The organism is Bacillus sp. PAMC28748 (assembly GCF_014250415.1).
GTDB classification, from domain to species: domain Bacteria; phylum Bacillota; class Bacilli; order Bacillales; family Bacillaceae; genus Bacillus; species Bacillus licheniformis.
Genome location: NZ_CP060192.1, coordinates 1,522,660 through 1,540,353, shown reverse-complemented (window position 1 = coordinate 1,540,353; position 17,694 = coordinate 1,522,660). Strand labels below are relative to the sequence as shown.

The 17,694-nt window shown below is 47.7% G+C and carries 15 protein-coding genes; 9 read left to right on the top strand and 6 right to left on the bottom strand.

The annotated features are described in order from the left end of the window. Positions 1 to 15 precede the first annotated feature (15 nt). The 3 genes from H7F26_RS07915 to H7F26_RS07905 all read right to left on the bottom strand — a co-directional run bounded on the left by H7F26_RS07915 (position 16) and on the right by H7F26_RS07905 (position 3,683). Entirely contained in the window at positions 16 to 1,812 is a 1,797-nt protein-coding gene (locus H7F26_RS07915; RefSeq protein ID WP_395958631.1) for a glycosyl hydrolase family 18 protein, read from the bottom strand. A 403-nt stretch (positions 1,813 to 2,215) separates the two neighbouring features. Then, positions 2,216 to 2,950: a chitin disaccharide deacetylase gene (gene chbG / locus H7F26_RS07910; RefSeq protein WP_003178679.1), complete on the bottom strand. Its 735-nt coding sequence runs from the start codon at positions 2,948 to 2,950 to the stop codon at positions 2,216 to 2,218. Positions 2,951 to 2,954: 4 nt separating this feature from the next. Next, positions 2,955 to 3,683: a GntR family transcriptional regulator gene (locus H7F26_RS07905; protein WP_009330260.1), complete on the bottom strand. Its 729-nt coding sequence runs from the start codon at positions 3,681 to 3,683 to the stop codon at positions 2,955 to 2,957. A gap of 161 nt (positions 3,684 to 3,844) precedes the next feature. Here H7F26_RS07905 and H7F26_RS07900 point away from each other — a divergent pair, with 161 nt between their 5' ends. The 6 genes from H7F26_RS07900 to H7F26_RS07875 all read left to right on the top strand — a co-directional run bounded on the left by H7F26_RS07900 (position 3,845) and on the right by H7F26_RS07875 (position 9,955). Then, positions 3,845 to 5,179 (top strand): 6-phospho-beta-glucosidase, encoded by a 1,335-nt coding sequence (locus tag H7F26_RS07900; RefSeq protein WP_011197520.1) that lies wholly within the window; start codon positions 3,845 to 3,847, stop codon positions 5,177 to 5,179. After that, the gene (gene celB / locus H7F26_RS07895) at positions 5,166 to 6,452 is read left to right on the top strand and encodes a PTS cellobiose transporter subunit IIC (protein ID WP_003178673.1); all 1,287 of its coding nucleotides are present in this window, start codon (positions 5,166 to 5,168) and stop codon (positions 6,450 to 6,452) included. Before H7F26_RS07900 ends, celB begins: the two co-directional genes overlap by 14 nt. A gap of 16 nt (positions 6,453 to 6,468) precedes the next feature. Beyond that, entirely contained in the window at positions 6,469 to 6,801 is a 333-nt protein-coding gene (locus H7F26_RS07890) for a PTS lactose/cellobiose transporter subunit IIA (RefSeq protein ID WP_003178671.1), read from the top strand. Further along, positions 6,798 to 7,100: a PTS sugar transporter subunit IIB gene (locus H7F26_RS07885; protein WP_003178669.1), complete on the top strand. Its 303-nt coding sequence runs from the start codon at positions 6,798 to 6,800 to the stop codon at positions 7,098 to 7,100. The genes H7F26_RS07890 and H7F26_RS07885 overlap by 4 nt, the downstream gene beginning before the upstream one ends. 123 nt (positions 7,101 to 7,223) lie before the next feature. Further along, the gene (glcD, locus tag H7F26_RS07880; protein WP_003178667.1) at positions 7,224 to 8,636 is read left to right on the top strand and encodes a glycolate oxidase subunit GlcD; all 1,413 of its coding nucleotides are present in this window, start codon (positions 7,224 to 7,226) and stop codon (positions 8,634 to 8,636) included. Next, entirely contained in the window at positions 8,633 to 9,955 is a 1,323-nt protein-coding gene (locus tag H7F26_RS07875; protein WP_017474013.1) for a (Fe-S)-binding protein, read from the top strand. The genes glcD and H7F26_RS07875 overlap by 4 nt, the downstream gene beginning before the upstream one ends. Positions 9,956 to 10,014: 59 nt before the next feature. Here H7F26_RS07875 and H7F26_RS07870 read toward each other — a convergent pair whose 3' ends face one another. Beyond that, a complete protein-coding gene (locus H7F26_RS07870) occupies positions 10,015 to 11,730 on the bottom strand; it encodes a serine hydrolase (RefSeq protein ID WP_009330263.1) in 1,716 nt (571 codons plus the stop codon). Between the two features lie 170 nt (positions 11,731 to 11,900). Here H7F26_RS07870 and H7F26_RS07865 point away from each other — a divergent pair, with 170 nt between their 5' ends. Continuing rightward, positions 11,901 to 12,170, top strand: coding sequence for a GlsB/YeaQ/YmgE family stress response membrane protein (locus H7F26_RS07865; RefSeq protein ID WP_003178661.1), 270 nt, complete (start codon positions 11,901 to 11,903; stop codon positions 12,168 to 12,170). A 112-nt stretch (positions 12,171 to 12,282) separates the two neighbouring features. After that, positions 12,283 to 14,118, top strand: coding sequence for an oligoendopeptidase F (pepF, locus tag H7F26_RS07860; protein ID WP_011197518.1), 1,836 nt, complete (start codon positions 12,283 to 12,285; stop codon positions 14,116 to 14,118). Between the two features lie 22 nt (positions 14,119 to 14,140). On the opposite strand, the gene H7F26_RS07855 is transcribed toward pepF, so the two are convergent. Continuing rightward, positions 14,141 to 15,640, bottom strand: coding sequence for an amidase (locus H7F26_RS07855; protein WP_003178655.1), 1,500 nt, complete (start codon positions 15,638 to 15,640; stop codon positions 14,141 to 14,143). A 99-nt stretch (positions 15,641 to 15,739) separates the two neighbouring features. Here H7F26_RS07855 and H7F26_RS07850 point away from each other — a divergent pair, with 99 nt between their 5' ends. Further along, a complete protein-coding gene (locus H7F26_RS07850; RefSeq protein WP_009330265.1) occupies positions 15,740 to 16,192 on the top strand; it encodes a GNAT family N-acetyltransferase in 453 nt (150 codons plus the stop codon). Between the two features lie 211 nt (positions 16,193 to 16,403). Here the strand turns inward: H7F26_RS07850 and H7F26_RS07845 are convergent, their stop codons facing one another. Next, positions 16,404 to 17,579: a M20 family metallopeptidase gene (locus tag H7F26_RS07845; protein WP_003178649.1), complete on the bottom strand. Its 1,176-nt coding sequence runs from the start codon at positions 17,577 to 17,579 to the stop codon at positions 16,404 to 16,406. Positions 17,580 to 17,694: the final 115 nt, after the last annotated feature.

Sequence of the window (17,694 nt, the reverse complement as noted above, 5' to 3'; positions counted from 1 at the left end):
CCATTTGACTTTCTCTTATTCGCAGCCTCCGATCAGCCGCCATACGCCCCATTCACCGGATTGATCAGGCCGGTCGCCTTTCGTCCACCATTTCGCTTCATACACTTTTCCGTTAAATGCAACCCGCTCTCCGCCTGTGTATGCGCTCGTCTCTTTCCATTCGTCATATGAACAGGCTTGGTCAGAATTCGTCGTGACCTCTACCGTTGGTCCGGCATGGAGCTTTCCATCCGCATCCTTTGCTGAAACAGTAAATGAGTAGGCCGTACCCGGCTTCAAGCCGCCTATTTCCGCTGATGTTTCTTTTACAGATATCGACCGGTTTTCAAATGACACGACATATTCCGCAATGTTTGCTCCGCTGCTCGGCGCATCCCACGCCAGGCTGACACTTGTAGCAGTTTTTCCGGTTACACGCACATTCACAGGTGCCGATGAAGGCGGCTCCGGATTGCCTCCGTCCGGTGCAAAATCTAAATCGGCTGCCAATTTATTGAGAAGCGTCCGATTGGAATCGCCGCTGAAATCCCAGAACATTGCTCCGCTTAATCCGTTTGCTTTAATAAAATCCGTTTTGTGGCCGAATGATTGTTCATCATCATAAGTGATGAAATTGCCATTTTCCGCATTATACAAAAACGGCACTTTTGCTTGATCGTTCCAATACCTTTTATAGCCGTTTTGATTCACATAGTTCCTTTCAAGATCTGAAAAATCGAATACGCCCTTTTCCCATGTCCCTTCTTTAGCCGGTCCGCATTTCTGATATTCTCCGTGCCCCCCTGGTTCACAACCGCTCCAGCCCCTTCCGTAGAACGGTGTTCCAAGCACTAATTTGTCACCCTTGACACCGGCTTCCTTGTAGCGTTTCACAGTGTTTTCAATATTGTAGGTCTCAGCGTTTGGAACGCCTGCTTCTTTCGCTTTTGGATCATAGAACAGCGGTGCATTATGGGCGCTTATGCTTTGCCATCCGCCATTAAAGTCATAGGTCATAATGTTAATCCAATCCACGGTTTGAGCGATTTTATCGAGCTCAGTGTTGCTTACATAATCGGGACTTGCGCCGGATGCGATCGTCAGCAAGTATTCCTTGCCGTCTTTTGCTTCTGCAGCGTCAAGTTTTTTGCGCACCTCTTGCAGGAGCAGCGTGTAGTTTCTTTTATCTTCCGGACGTGTGCTGTTCCCCGGCAATCCTCCGCTGACCGGATTTTCCCAGTCAAGATCGACCCCGTCAAACCCGTATTTCCTTAAAAACTCAACGGCCGAAGCGGCGAAATTCTCCCTTGCCGCAGGATCTGCCGCGACATCTGAAAAGCGGTTAGACCAAGTCCACCCCCCGACCGATATGAACGTTTTCAAATGAGGGTGGCTCTTTTTCAGCTTCAACAATTGTTTAAAGTTGCCGCGGATCGGTTCATCCCAGACATCCCCGGGATTTGCCTTTTGTGCGTCAATCCAGGGATCGCCCATCACGATTGTTCCATTTGGCGCGTCGATCACTCCGTTTTCATCCTGGCATGACCACGTTTGAGGATTGGGGCCTGTCGGATCAGGGTTCCCATGCCTTCCCTCCCAGCAAATATCAGCAAAGGCATAATTAATGTGGCTGACTTTCGAAACGTCCATATCCCAAACTTGAAAATCCCTTCCATAAGCACCCCATGATGGATAGTAGCCGATGATTTTATAGTTTTTTCCGGAATCGGCTTTTGCAACTTCCCCATTCACAAATGAGAGGCTCAGCATCATAACAAAAATGAAAGAAAAAACGAAAAACTTTTTGCTTTTGTTGATCAACACGATTTTCATCTCCTTTACAAGCAATTTTTTGGCAAGCTATGAAACTAGAACTCTCTTTTTCCTCACCGCCTTTTTTGCTGGTTTTATATTTTTCCTTGTCATCTAATAGCAGCAGATACATTGAAGACAACAAGGGAAAACGCTTACAAAAGTGAGATCGACAGCATGGTTTCATTAAAATTTTGGCGTTTGAAAAGCTGGTTCTGCAGAGGGTGAAACACGTATAGACGTCTATACATTTAAGTGTAAAAGAAGACTTTCCAATGGGTGAAGAATGCATAAATTTGTTATGACAAATTTATATTAATCAGAATTTTCTGAACTGTCAACATGAAGTAATTGAATAAAACAACCGCCGCTTTCTACCCCATTTCACATCTTATTAAGCCAAGGAATAGAAGCGGCATCTCTTTCATAGACCGGCGTAAGACGTGAGGCGAATATCCGGACAGTGTTGTAAAGCGGCTTTGAGAGAAGGTTCCGTCAGCAGTGAAAGTTCATATGCCCGAGGATAATGGAAGGACGATTTTTCAAGCAGACATTTATCGACATAAGCCGGATGGCACATCACTTCAATCACAGCTGCGTCTTGATAATCATTAAAGAAGCTCGATAGATCCTTCAATCGGTCGACTTTCAGCTCAAAAGCATCGTTCGACCTTACACCCTTCCACAGTGAAGGATGGTCATGATTGACCTTTCTGCAAGGCAGATCATACTCTTTCGCAACCTCTACAAACACCTCAGGGAGATTTCCGTATGTATGAATATGATGATGGCTGTCGATATGTGTCGGATTTAAACCGCAGGACAAAGCCTTCTCTATTTGCGCTTTCCACTCTCGATATACTTCCTCAAGATCAATGTCGAAAAAACCTTGGTAATACAAAAGCTTGCGAAAATTCCCTTCTTCATCTGTTATCGTATGCAGTCCGCCAAGAATCGGACGCCCGGCCGTCAATGTCAAGTGGATCCCGACTCCGAGTTCTGGATTTTGCCGTGCGAGTTCGACGGCATGATCCGCTTCTTGCATATTGACCATGAGGGTAGTCGATGTGAGGACCCCGTGCTGGAAAGCTTCAATAATGCCAAGGTTGACTCCCCTTGAAAATCCAAAATCATCTGCATTTATGATTAGAGATTTCACGCTTTCATTTCCCCCTTTGTCCATAATCGCGTTCAATGAAGAACTCAACGCGGTCACCGCGAAAATAGGCCATAGAATACTCGACAACCTCTTCAGACGCCAAAAATGTTTGCGTCGATATCTGGAAGCAAGGCGTGCCTTGTGTAATATTTAAATGGTGTGCAATCTCCTCATCAGAAATCACAATCTTGATTTGCTCCTCTGTTCTTTTAATGTTGTTTCCCTGCCTGCTGATGCACTGGTAAAGTGAGATATTCGCCATTTCTTCCGTTACTTCGGGTACGAGATCCGTTCTGATATAGGCTGTTTCAAACTGGATTTCTTCATCGTCTGCATAGCGGATTCTTTTTACTTGATAGACCATTTGTTCAGCGTCGATTCCGAGACGGGTTTGGAGTTTTTCGGACGGCTTTATTTTTTGCAAATCAACAACCTTGATTTTCGGTTTAAAGCCTTGAGCCTTCAATTGTTCTGCATAGCGGAGGCTGCTGGAGCTTAAGATCTGCTTTACTTTTCCTTTGGCGACAAATGTCCCTTTTCCCTGCTTTCGGTAAATAGCCCCTTCCATAAGCAAATGATTCAGCGCGGTCCGCAGCGTCGTCCGGCTGACATCATAAATTTTGCAAAACTCGGACTCCGTCGGCAACAGGCTGCCCGGCGGATAATAACCGCTTTCAATCTTATCTACAATATCTTGTTTAATTTGACTGTGGAGCTGTGGTTGTTTCGCCATACATTTTCTCCTTTGGGGTGAGTTCGTAATTATAGAATAACACAAAAAGTTCCCCCAAAAAACAATTTGTTATAACAAATATGTATGGACAAATTTGTTATAACATGTTAAGTTTCAATTGTGTGAAGCGCTTTCATAAAAGAGAGTTAAGGAGGGGGATTATGGCGCTGAAAGTAGTTGTTATAGGCGGAGGTTCCAGCTACACACCAGAAATCATTGAAGGCATCATCAAACGGCATCATCAATTTCCAGTGAATGAGATTGTACTGGTTGATATCGAGGAGGGCAAAGAAAAGCTTCGCATCGTCTCAGAACTCGCGAAGCGAATGATCAGACATGCGGGGGTTCCCATCGAACTGAGCCATACAATAGATCGGGCAAAAGCATTGAAAGGCGCCGATTTCGTAACGGTTCAAATCAGAGTCGGCGGACTGAAGGCGAGAGCTTTAGACGAAAAAATTCCGCTCAGCCACGGCCTGATCGGCCAGGAAACAAACGGGGCGGGCGGCATGTTTAAAGCTTTGCGCACAATTCCCTTTATGCTGGATATCGCCCGCGATATTCATGAGATTTGTCCCGAAGCATGGCTGATTAACTTTACCAATCCGGCGGGCATCGTGACGGAAGCTTTGCTGAAGCACGGACCTCATCAAAAGGTCGTCGGGGTATGCAATATTCCTTACAACATGAAAAATAGCATCGCAGAAATTTTCGGCGTGGATGTAAACCTCGTCATGATTGAATTCGCGGGCATCAATCATTTTGTTTTCGGAAAAAGAGTTTGGATCGACGGGATCGACCGGACAGAAGAGACGATTGAGCTTCTGTTGAATGATCACTTCGGCTACTCGCCTTCCAATATTGCGGCGCTGCCGTGGAATCGCCAATTTTTGCGGTCTTTGCGAATGCTTCCGAGCCCTTATCATCAGTACTATTATCAACATGAAGATGCGCTCGCAAAAGATATCGAAGCGTACAATAACAAAGGGACGCGCGCAGAAACCGTCATGGAAGTGGAGCGGCAGCTGTTTGAGAGATACAAAGACGCCAAGATCCATGAAAAGCCTAAAGAACTGGAAAGCCGCGGCGGAGCTTACTATAGTGAATCAGCCTGCTCATTAATGAACTCGCTTTATCATCATTCAATGGATATTCAGACCGTGAACACACTGAATAAAGGAAGCATACCAGACCTTCCAGATGATGCGGTGATCGAAGTCAACAGTGTCATTACAAAAAGCGGACCGATTCCCCTGACCGTCGGAAAACTGCCCGATGCCATCAGCGGGCCGATCATCTTGATGAAAAAATTTGAACAATTAGTGATTGAAGCTGCGGTCACCGGCGACTACGATACGGCATACTTAGCCATGATCACCAATCCATTGGTCTCTTCTGATCACAAAGCTCAAAAGGTGCTCGATGAAATGCTCGAGGCTCATAAACGTTATCTCCCGCAATTTTTTGAGGAGGTCCGTGCACATGAAACAAAATAAAATGATGGCATTCATCGAATCAAACATCATGCCGATCGCCGGAAGGATCGGTTCCCAAAGGCACCTGATTGCAATACGCGACGGATTCATCGCCATTATGCCTCTTATCATCATCGGTTCCCTCGCCATCCTGGTCAATAATTTTCCAATACCGGCGTTTCAAAACTTTATGACCGGTCTTTTCGGCGAGGGATGGACGGCTGTCGGCGGAGCGATATGGAATGGCTCTTTTGCTCTGTTGAGCCTTTTAGCCGTTGCGGCTGTCAGCTTCAAGCTGGCCGAGTCATATCACACAGATGGTCTGTCTGCCGCATTAATCGGGGTTGGCGCATTCGCCGTGCTTACACCGACCACTGAAGACTTTGGCTTCTCAATGACTTGGCTGGGAGCCCAAGGTCTGTTCGTCGGCTTAATCGTGGCTTTGCTGTCGACAGAAGTCTTCCGGCTGTTTTCCAAAAATGAGAAATTGAAAATCAAAATGCCTGAAGGAGTGCCTGACGGCGTCACAAAATCCTTGAATGCTCTATTGCCGGCTGCCGTCATCTTATCCACTGCCGGGCTATGTAACGCTCTGATCGTTCACTTTTCGGGGCAAAGCATCCATGAGCTTGTTTTCAGCACGATTCAAGAGCCGCTTCAAGGCCTTTCCAACACGGTTGGGTCAGCCTTGATTTTTACTTTCTTGAATCATTTGCTCTGGTTCTTTGGATTGCATGGAACAAACATCCTCGGGCCGATCATGGAATCCGTCTACCTCCCGCTCATTCAGGAAAATCAGCACTTATTCTCGCAAGGAATGAGCGCTTTTGAAGTGCCGTATATTGTGACAAAGCCTTTCTTCGATTCTTACGTATTTATGGGGGGATCGGGAACAACATTGGCTCTGCTTGCCGCCATTTTAATTGCCGTGAAATCGAAGCACTACAAAACGATAGGAAAGGTGTCTCTCGCACCCGGCCTTTTTAACATCAATGAACCCGTTCTGTTCGGCCTTCCTATTGTATTAAACCCGATCATGTTCATTCCGTTTATCTTGATTCCATTAATTTTGACGATTACATCATATATCGCTTTGGCTTCCGGTCTCGTCCCGAAAACTGTGGCGATCCTTCCGTGGACGACGCCTCCGATTGTCAGCGGATATCTTGTCACCGGAGGATCAGTCCGAGGGGTCTTTTTGCAAATCTTCAACCTGGTGCTGGCCACCCTGCTCTACCTCCCGTTTATAAAAGCGGCTCAACGTTCCGCCTTGCACCAGACAGAAAATGAATAAATAAGGAGTGAATGTTATGGCAGATACACTTCAATTGGAACAGGTCTCATTTGAAATCATCCTTCACGCCGGAAATGCGCGTTCTTCTGCAATGGAAGCGTTGCAACTTGTGAAACATCACGAATGCGAAACCGGTTATCAAAAGATACAAGAAGCAGAATCGGAGCTGAACCAAGCGCATCAGGCACAAACCCGCCTCCTGCAAAAAGAAGCACAGGGCGCAGGCCTTTCACCCAATCTATTATTAATCCATGCTCAGGACCATTTAATGACAGCCATAACTGTAAAAGATTTGGCGAAAGAAATGATTGATTTATATCAAGAGCTTGGGAAAGGAAGAGAAAAATGAAGATCGCACTTGTATGTTCAGCCGGAATGTCTACGAGTATATTGGTAAAAAAAATGCGGGAAGAAGCGGAAAACCGTTCATTGAAGGCGGAAATTAATGCGTATGCTGAGGCAGATTTGCCAAGCGATCTGGATGAAATTGATGTGATACTGATTGGTCCGCAGGTCCGGTATTTAAAAGGGCAAATGACAGAGCGTGCCAAGCCGTATCATACACCCGTGGCCGTCATTGACCAAATGGCTTATGGAATGATGGACGGGGCAAAAGTGCTTAATCAAGCAATCAGCCTTGCAACCTGATGCTTTCCGCAAAGAACCTCGTTTCCTTTGAAAACGGGTTCTTTTTTATATTTGAAGTTTAAAAGAATGATTTTTTGAAAGCGTTTGATTTTGTATAATAATTGGTAAAGGATGTGATCATACATGATTTCCTCACAAGTGAGATCCAAGCTGATTGAGATTGTCGGCTCTGCCAATTATGACGATTCGAACGCCGGACGGCTCGTCTATTCCTATGATGCGACACCACAGTTTCAATCGATGCCTGACGCGGTCATTGCCCCGCGCAGCAAGGAAGAAGTATCGCGAATCGTGAAAATCTGCAACACGCACCGCATTCCGATTGTGCCGAGAGGTTCAGGTACAAACCTATGTGCCGGCACATGCCCGACTGAAGGGGGGATTGTCCTCCTGTTTAAGCATATGAATCAAATTTTAGAAATCGATGAAGAAAATTTAACGATAACCGTCCAGCCCGGTGTGATCACACTTGACTTAATTCACGCCGCTGAAGAAAAAGGATTATTTTATCCGCCCGATCCGAGCTCAATGAAGATCTCGACAATCGGCGGGAATATTAACGAAAACTCAGGCGGCCTCCGCGGCTTGAAATACGGAGTGACCCGCGATTATGTCATGGCGCTGGAAATCGTTCTTGCAAACGGGGACATCATCCGCACCGGCGGCAAGCTGGCCAAAGATGTTGCCGGCTATGATTTGACGCGTCTGTTCGTCGGTTCTGAAGGAACGCTCGGCGTCATCACTGAAGCAACATTAAAACTCATCCCGGCACCCGAAACAAAAAAAACCGTCCTCGCTCTCTATCAAGATATCGACTCTGCAGCACAAACTGTTTCAAATATCATTGCACATAAAATCATTCCGACGACACTCGAATTTCTCGACCAACCTACGATTCAGGTGATCGAAGACTTCGCGAAAATCGGCCTTCCCGTCCATGCCAAAGCGGTTCTCCTGATCGAACAGGACGGCACCGAAGATGCAGTTCGCCGTGATATCGCCGTGATTGAAGAGATTTGCAAAAAAGGAAATGCTGTGTCCGTTCAAACTGCGCAAACAGAAGCTGAAGCGGAAAATCTTCGGGAGGCCCGCCGCACCGCCCTTTCGGCTTTAGCGCGGTTAAAGCCGACGACCATTCTGGAGGATGCTACGGTACCGCGTTCTGAAATTGCTGAAATGGTAAAAGCGATTAATTCGATCGCCGAAAAGCACCAAATATCGATTTGTACATTCGGGCACGCAGGCGACGGCAACCTTCATCCGACCTGTACGACAGATGTCAGAAACAGTGAAGAAATGAAACGGGTCGAACAGGCTTTTGAAGACATCTTTAAAAAAGCGGTTGAACTGGGAGGAACAATTACCGGAGAACATGGGGTCGGCGAAATGAAAGCCCCCTATTTGGAACTGAAGCTGGGCAATGCGGGAATCGCCGCCATGAAGGCGGTAAAACAGGCATTGGATCCAAACAACATCATGAATCCCGGGAAGATATTTGCGAAAGACTCCCGCAAGCGAGTGGTGGTGACAAGATGACGACAGCTGACGAAAGAAAGGTCATTGAACAGCAGTTTAAACAAAGAATGGATGAGGAAGAGCTGCTGAATTGCATGCGCTGCGGCTTCTGTCTGCCGTCATGCCCCACCTACATCGAATCCGGTTTTCAAGAAAGCCATTCTCCGCGCGGACGCATCGCGCTCATGAAAGCGGTCGTCGATGGGACGATCGAGCCTGATGAGGATGTCGAACGGTCACTCGAGCTTTGCCTCGGCTGCCGCGCGTGTGAACCTGTTTGTCCGTCAGGCGTAAACTACGGACGCTTGCTTGAAGAAGCGAGAGATATTATTCAGCAGAACAAAAAGCACGCCTTTCCGGTTAAAGTGCTTCGCCGCGCAGTATTCAAAGGGCTTTTCCCCCATCCAAACAGAATCAGGGCGCTGACCGGAATGCTCGGCTTGTATCAGCGTTCCGGCATGCAAAACGTGATTCGCAAATCCGGCTTGCTCCGGCTTTTGCCGGACCACCTCGCGAAGATGGAGGCGGTTTTGCCGAAGGTTCCTAATATGAAACAGCTGAAAAAACGGCCGCACCTGCTCCCTGCGATCGGGGAGAGAAAAAAACGGGCCGCCTTTTTCTCAGGCTGTCTCATGGATACGCTGTTTTTGGATACGAATATGGCAACCATTGAGCTGCTGCGGCTGGCTGGCTGCGAGATCATAATTCCCGAACAGCAGACCTGCTGCGGCGCCCTCCACGGACACAGCGGCGAAAAGTCTGAGGCCATCCTGCTCGCAAAACGAAATATTCAGGCATTCGAGGATTCAAACGCGGACTTTATCATAACAAATGCAGGCGGATGCGGAGCTTTTTTAAAGGAATATGATCATCTCCTGAAAGATGACTCCGAATGGCGGGAACGGGCAGCATCTTTCACAGGAAAATTGAAAGACTTTTCTTCCGTCTTGTTGGAACTGAACTTCGATCAGCAATCCCTTGAACTGCCGGAGCAAATCGTCACATACCAAGATTCGTGCCATTTGCGAAATGTCATGAAAACGTCCACTGAGCCGAGACGCCTTATTCGCAGCATCAAGGGCATTGAATTCAAGGAAATGAAAAATGCCGAAAGCTGCTGTGGATCAGCCGGCATTTATAACATTGTCGAATCCGAAATGTCGATGAAAATTCTCGATACTAAAATGGAAGCAGCAGCAGCGACCCGGGCCGCTACGATCGTTACGGCTAATCCCGGATGTCTGCTGCAAATGAAGCTCGGCATTGAACGAGCAGGACTTACAGACCGAGTGAGAGCCGTTCATCTGGCGGATTTATTACTGGAAGCCGTCCAGAAGTGACCAGACTGGCTCACACCTGTATATTTCTCGGGAAATAAATCGAAATATGTCCTTTGCTGCTATTTCCGGACAGCAGGAAATTCTCCATTCGGCTGGATGAAGCGCAAACCTGTTACCTGTCCGGAATCGCCGGCTTCAAATCGGACGCTGAATCCCGGCAGATTTTTTATTTGAAATGTCAACTCACGGTAAGGTTCAAGTTCGTAATCAGGCTGACCGGGCAATGAAACCCAGAGCGTCCGGTTGTTTCTGAGAGACACAACGACATCTGTTCCGTCTTCCAATGCATACTTCCCTGTTAAAGAAGCAAGAAATTCAGGGTCGTACAATTGCTGATCCGGCTTCCTGACAAATTCGATTTCTCTAGCGCCTTCCGCCATTTCAAACGGTATGGAAAGGCGGCTGATATGTCCGTGTATATCGGTGTCGAATGATGCGAGCATCGCCATCTCCGTGAGCGGCATTTTCATCTCGAATATATTGTAATGATAATGCTTCAAAGGCATCACAAACGAATTGAAGAGCGCCTGTAACACGCCGTCTTTAAGCTCTATTTTGATTTCGCCGTAGCCGGGATGCTCATATACACCTGTGTAGTCCTTCAGGGCATGAGAAGGATTCGTTCCTTCAATTTTGGTAAGATCCGCGGTTCGATCCACTCCTAAAGCGGCTTTCATTATTTTTTCCGCTTCGCCTTTCAGCCGGCCGCTCCAATCGATCTCTTCCAATCCAAGCAAGCGGTCAAAAATGTTGTACGCCAGAACATTTGGAAGAAAGCTGCCGTTCATATTTGTCAAAATGACAATGCCGATCTTTTCATAAGGCATGAAAGCGACAAGCGATGAAAAGCCGTCGATATTTCCGCCATGATGAATCATATGGCGACCGCGGTACGGTTCCACAAACCAGCCGAGTCCATAGCTGCAGACCGGAAGCTCCTTCGCTTTAATAATGGAGTCGCAGGAAATGCAAGGCGTATGCAGTTCATGAAGGCTTCCATCTGATAAAACCCCGTTGAATTTCTCGCTGCCAAGCTGAAGAAGCAGCCAATTTGCCATATCCACGGCATTGGAATTAATCGACCCAGCCGGCCCGATCGCATCGATATTACGAAAAGGTATTTTTTCAACCGTTCCGTTGTTCTCTTGATATGGAAAGGCAAAATCGGAAAGCTTTTGCATATCTTCGACCGAAAAGCTGCTGGATGTCATATGCAAAGGTTTGAAAAGCCGCTCATGAACAAGATCCTCCCATGTCGTCCCCGCTATTCTTCCAGCAAGATAACCAGCCGTCATATACATCAGGTTCTGATACTGCCACTTTGATCGAAAATCCTGATTCGGCTCAAGGTAGCGGATCCGTCTGAAAAGCTCCTCCCTTGAAAAGGAGGAATTGTACCACATCATTTCGTGTCTTGGGAGACCAGAACGATGGCACGCCAGATCACGGGGAGTCATCCGTTCAGTTGCTACCGGATCGTGCATCTTAAACTCAGGGAGATATTCCCTTACCGGCTTATCCCACTCCATTTTCCCTTCATCAGCCAATACCGCCATCGCCGCCGTTGTAAATGCCTTGGAGGCGGAACCGATCGCAAATACCGTTTCCGGGTTGACCTTTAATTTCCGTTCTTTATCCCTGAATCCAAACCCTTCCGCCATGATGATCTCGTCTTCCTTAATGACTGCAACCGCGGCTCCAGGAACGTTCCACTCTTTCATTTTTTCTTCGGCGAATGCCCGAAAGCCTTTTAATGCCTTTAATGACTGTTTCATCTTACTCTCCTCACTTGATTTAAGAGTCTTATGACGGTTCATGGTGTCCGTATTTCATACGTTTGTTCGCCCAAATGGTTTCATTTAGAAAAAATTTGTATATTTATTCACGAATTCCAAAAGATAGGTATAAGGCTTAAAATGTCTAAAAAACAAGGAGGTACTGTTCAATGTTTGGTTTTATTTGGTCATTGATCATTGGCGGAATTTTGGGCTGGCTGGCCGGCCTCATTATCAGACGTGATGTACCCGGAGGAATCATTGGAAATATTATTGCGGGATTTATCGGTTCATGGCTCGGCTCGATGATTTTGGGGCGCTGGGGTCCGGTGGTCGGCGGGTTTAATATCATACCGGCCTTGATCGGGGCGATCATTTTGATCTTCATCGTCAGCCTCGTCATGAGAAGCATGGGCGGTCGAAATCGCAATGCTCAATAAGCAGACGGTTTGCGACGGTTTCTTTAGAAGCCGTCGTTTTTTATTTCATTATGCTGCCGTCTTTTATATAATTAATTAGAAACACGAAATATTTTCAAGGGGAGGCTGCACATTGGAAAAAGTGGCAGAAAAAAGACCAAAGCGCTGTGAGGTGCCGGAGGAACTGACTTGGAATCTTACTGATTTATTTTCTTCTTATGAAACTTGGGAAGACGCACTTGTGAAAATTGAGGAAGATCTCGCATCCATCGGCTCATTTAAAGGAAGGCTGCATGAAGGAGCCGGCGTATTGCTGGATTGTTTATCGCTGCGGGAGATACTGCTGAAGCGCCTAGTCCGGGCCGCCGCCTATACTCACCTCAGAAAGTCCGAAGATTTGACAAACCCCGTCAACCAAGCTGATGCTTCAAGGATGGCCGCGCTGCAAGCAAAAATAAACGCCGGGCTTTCATTTATCCAATCGGAAATTCTTGAATTCCCCGAAAATCAAGTGGAGACGTACATAAAAAACGAGAAAGGACTGGAGCCTTTCAGCAAAATGCTGACGGAGATAATGGAACTCAAGCCGTATAAACTTGCTCCCGAAACAGAGGAAGCGCTAGCCGTTTTAGGCGAAATACATGATGCCCCGTACAAAATTTTCGGGATGGCGAAGCTTGCGGATATGCAATTTTCCCCGATTCAGGACCGAAACGGCAATACACTCGCCAATTCGTTCGCGTTATATGAAGGAAAATACATGTTCTCTCCTGATACGCATATTCGCAGAACCGCATTCGACTCCTTTACCAATACCCTGCAAACATACAAAAACACCATCGCCGCCATCTATGAAACAGAGGTCAAAAAACAGGTCAGCATGTCAAGGCTGCGCGGATATGAATCCGTCACCCATATGCTTCTTCAGCCGCAAAGCGTCACGCTCGAAATGTACCGCAACCAGCTTGATGTGATTAAAAACGAACTTGCACCTCATATGCGCAAGTATGCCGCCTTGAAAAAACGCGTATTAGACCTCGACGAAATGCGCTTCTGCGATTTGCAGGCTCCGCTCGATCACGACTTCAGTCCAAAGACGACTTACGAACAGGCCGGCCGGATGATCTTGGACGCTTTACAAGTGATGGGGCCGGAGTACACGGAAGTCATGGAAACCGCCTTGACTGAGCGGTGGGTTGATCTCGCTGACAATATCGGCAAATCAACGGGCGCGTTTTGTTCAAGTCCGTACGGAGCGCATCCTTTCATTTTGATGACATGGACGGATACGATGCGGGATGCCTTTACCCTTGCCCATGAACTCGGTCATGCCGGCCATTTTTACTTTGCCAACCGAGAGCAGCGCATCATGAATGTCAGACCGTCTCTATATTTCATTGAAGCGCCTTCTACAATGAACGAAATGCTTCTCGCTCAGCATTTGTTTTCCAAAACAAATGATCCGAAAATGAAGCGCTGGGTCATCAACCAGCTGATGGGCACGTATTACCACAATTTCGTCACCCATCTGCTTGAGGGGGAATATCAGCGGAGAGTCTATGAGCTCGCCGAACAGGGGCACGCACTTACCGCTTCCGTACTGTCTGAGCAAACTAGCGCCGTGCTCTCCGAATTCTGGGGCAGCGGAGTTAAGGTTGATGAAGGAGCAAGCTTAACATGGATGCGTCAGCCACACTATTACATGGGGTTATACCCTTACACCTATTCTGCCGGGCTGACAGCATCGACGATCGTCTCGCAACAGATCAAAGAAGAAGGCCGCCCTGCCGTAGACAGATGGCTGAACGTTTTAAAAGCAGGCGGTACCATGAAGCCGCTGGACTTGTTGAAACACGCCGGTGTCGACATGTCGACAGACCAGCCGATCCGCCGGGCTGTGACGTATGTCGGAACATTGGTTGACGAGCTTGAAAAACTGTACGATAAAAAAGAAGACCGGCCTGATTAACGGGCGGTCCTCTCTTATACGGTTACAGACTGCCGAGCATTGGATTTCCTTTCATTCCGATCCATAAGTCTGATTGCTCTAATAAATGGGCGGTGCGCAGCAGCCAATGTTCCTTTCCTTTCGGAGCCGTCACTTGAACACCCAGCGGCAAACCTTCATTTGTCAGATGGACCGGGACGCTCATTGCAGGCTGTCCGGTTAAGTTGGCAAGCTGTGTGAATGGTGTATATGTCAAGCTTTTCAAAAACATTTGATAAATCAGCGACTGCTGCTCGATTTTTTCCAGCTCACTCACTTTCAGGAGAGCTTCGGCTTCTTTTTCGGTATGGGTGAGCTCGCCGACCTTTGGAGCGGGGTAAGCCGTTGCCGGGGTCACATACAGATCATAGGTCTCATGAAACGCCGCCATTTGTGCAGCTGCTCGATCCCAGGAAGCAAGGCTTGCTGTAAATTCGGCTGCCGACACTTTTTTGCCTGCTTCATTCAGCACCCATGTGACAATTTCAACGTCCTGAACAGTGATCGCTCTTCCAAGCGTTTTTTCCATTCCAAGAATCATCGCGGAAATTTCACCGCTGTTCATTAAGTAGTAGTTCTCCATTAACCGGATTCCGTCAACGCCGTTCGTCTGCTCTTCGACATGGTGTCCCTGCGCTTCCAGCCATCGAACGGTGCGGCGGACGGCTTGTTTGGCTTCATCGCTGACAGGCGTTCCGACGGGTGATTCTACAGAGAATGCGATTTTCAAAGGGCGCTCCAGCCCTTTTTTCATATCCTCTTCATACTGACCTGGAAATAAAGGCGTTTGAAAAGCGGCTTCAGGCTGAATGGTTTGCAGAATATCCAGGAGCGCCGCGCTGTCCCTGACCGTACGGGACAGCACAAAATCGATCGATGCCCCCTGCCACTGCCGTCCGGCGCCCGGTCCTACAGGCGTTCTGCCCCGGGTCGGTTTCAGACCGAATAGTCCGGTAAAGGAAGCCGGTATCCGGATGGAGCCTCCCCCGTCGCTTGCCCCTGCAAGTGGAACGATTCCGGCCGCCACCGCAGCCGCAGAACCGCCGCTTGAACCCCCGGGTGAATAATCAGTGTTCCAAGGATTTCGCGACGGCCCATACAATTCAGGCTCAGAAATATTTTTTAATCCGTATTCGGGTGTATTCGTCTGTCCGAGAAATAAAAAACCGGCGCCGCGCAATTTCGCGACGAAATTCGAATCGCGCTTTGGTTTATAAGATGAAAGCAGCTTGGCGCCGGCTGTGAGAGGCTCCCCTTTCAACGCTTGGGAAATGTCCTTTAAAAGAATCGGCACCCCGGCAAACGGCTGGTGTCTGATGTCAAGCTGTTTGGATTCAATTTTGACCTGCTCTTTTCTTGTCCGAATGACTGCATTCAGTTCTGGATTGACTTCTTCAAGACGGGAAAAAGCAGCGTCGATTAATTCGTTGACCGTTACTTCCCCATGTTTGATAAGCTTAGATAAAGCAACCGCGTCATGCTTTACATAGTCAGATATATTCATATCAGTACCTCACTTTACTGTTCGCTTGTGCTTACTATTGTGCATGAGCCTTTTGGGGATTTCAACGATTTCTGTTTAGATCAAAAGGAGATGAGTGAAATGAACATTCGGAGATTGCATCCAGAACATGAGCCGCCGCTTGATTTGCTGTTGACGGCAGACCCTTCCGAAAAACTGGTTAACGATTACCTCGAACGGGGACAGTGCTATACAGCCGAAATCGACCGCCGGATTGCCGGTGTCTATGTGCTGCTGCCGACGAGGCCTGAAACGGCAGAGCTCGTCAATATCGCCGTCAAAGAAGATCTGCAGGGAAAAGGAATCGGCAGACAATTGGTTATGCATGCGATTGAAACAGCGAAAGCTCAAGGATTTAAGACGATTGAAATCGGAACCGGGAATTCAAGCATCGGTCAGCTGGCGCTCTATCAAAAATGCGGATTTAGAATCACCGGCATCGACCGGAACTTTTTCCTGAGACATTACGAGAAGCCGATATACGAAAACGGCATGCGCTGCATCGATATGATCCGCTTATCGCTCGACCTGTAAACGACTGTTAGTTTTGGGATTTTGTCATCTTTTCAGCGTGAAACGCAATCCTTGCAGTCTAGAACAGCCAATGTTTGTAATTCCTAGGCACCGGCGCGCAGGCCTGACAACGAATGCGAGGGTTTGTCGACACGCTGAAGCCGCCGGGCTCCCCGGCGGCTTCTCGTCAATATTCATCAAAACAGGACTTGATCGTTTTCGGATCATCCGTTTAGGCCAGCGCCTTTAAAAGGTTGAATTCTTCCTTTATTTTTTTCAGCAGCTCTTCATTGATGAGCACATCATATGCGGTGAATGCCATAGATTTTGCGCCGAGCATCAAGCCTTCGAACCCCCGGCTGCTCATGGCCGCTTCACGAAACTCGGGTGTGTGGCACGCATACGGCTCATCGCAAATTTGCACATAAGGATGAATGGAAGGCGCGATCTGGCTGACATTCCCCATATCAACCGAACCTCCTCCGTCCGCTTTTTCATGAATCGAATCCGGATCGACGCCCAACTCGATCATGTTTTGTGTAAAAGCGTCTGACAGCGTTTCATTTGTTTTCAAATCATCGTAAGACAGCTCATAAAAAGAGCTCTCAAGCCGGGCTCCGGTCGCAAGTGCGGCCGCTTTTGCACAATTTTTCACTTTATCGAGCAGTTCATTGACATAAGCGCGTTCCGTTCCTCTGACGTAAAACTGGGCAACCGCGTAATCCGGCACAACATTCGCCGCTTTCCCTCCCTCCGGAATAATCCCGTGAATCCGGGCATCAGGGAGAATGTGCTGTCTGAGCGCATTAATGCCGTTGAATGTCTGAATGACGGCATCGAGCGCATTGATTCCTTCGTGAGGTGCTCCCGCCGCATGAGAAGCCTTTCCGAAGAATTCGAATTGGATCGCATCCATCGCCAGCGATGTCCCGCTTTTTTCATGCCTGCAATACGGATGAACCATCATAGCGGCGTCCAAGTGATCAAAAACCCCTTGTTCGGCCATGGTTACTTTTCCGCCTTTCGTCTCCTCCGCAGGAGTTCCGTAAACATACACTTTTCCTCCGCACGATGCAATCACTTTGCTGACGCCGATTGCGGCGCCGACCGCCATCGTGCCGATCAAATTGTGCCCGCAGGCATGGCCAAGGTCAGGCAATGCATCATATTCAGCCATAAATCCAATGGAAGGACCGGGACGGCCGCTGTCAAACTCGGCCGTAAACGCCGTCGCAAGGCCGCATGTGCCTAATTCCACCTGAAAACCGTGTTTTTTCAGCTCCTCGGACAGAATCTTTGAAGCTTTGAATTCTTCGTGCCCCAGTTCAGGATGATTGCCTATATACTGGCTGATATGCAGCAGCTCTTCACGAATATTTTCGATCTCTTTCTCAATTTGTTTTTTCATAACGGTTCTCCCTTCTCGATTACCGAAAGTTTTTTCCAGGGTTGACAAAGTAAAGCTCATATCCTCAAAATGTTTAAATATATAATTATCTGAATATTAATACATTATAAAGGAG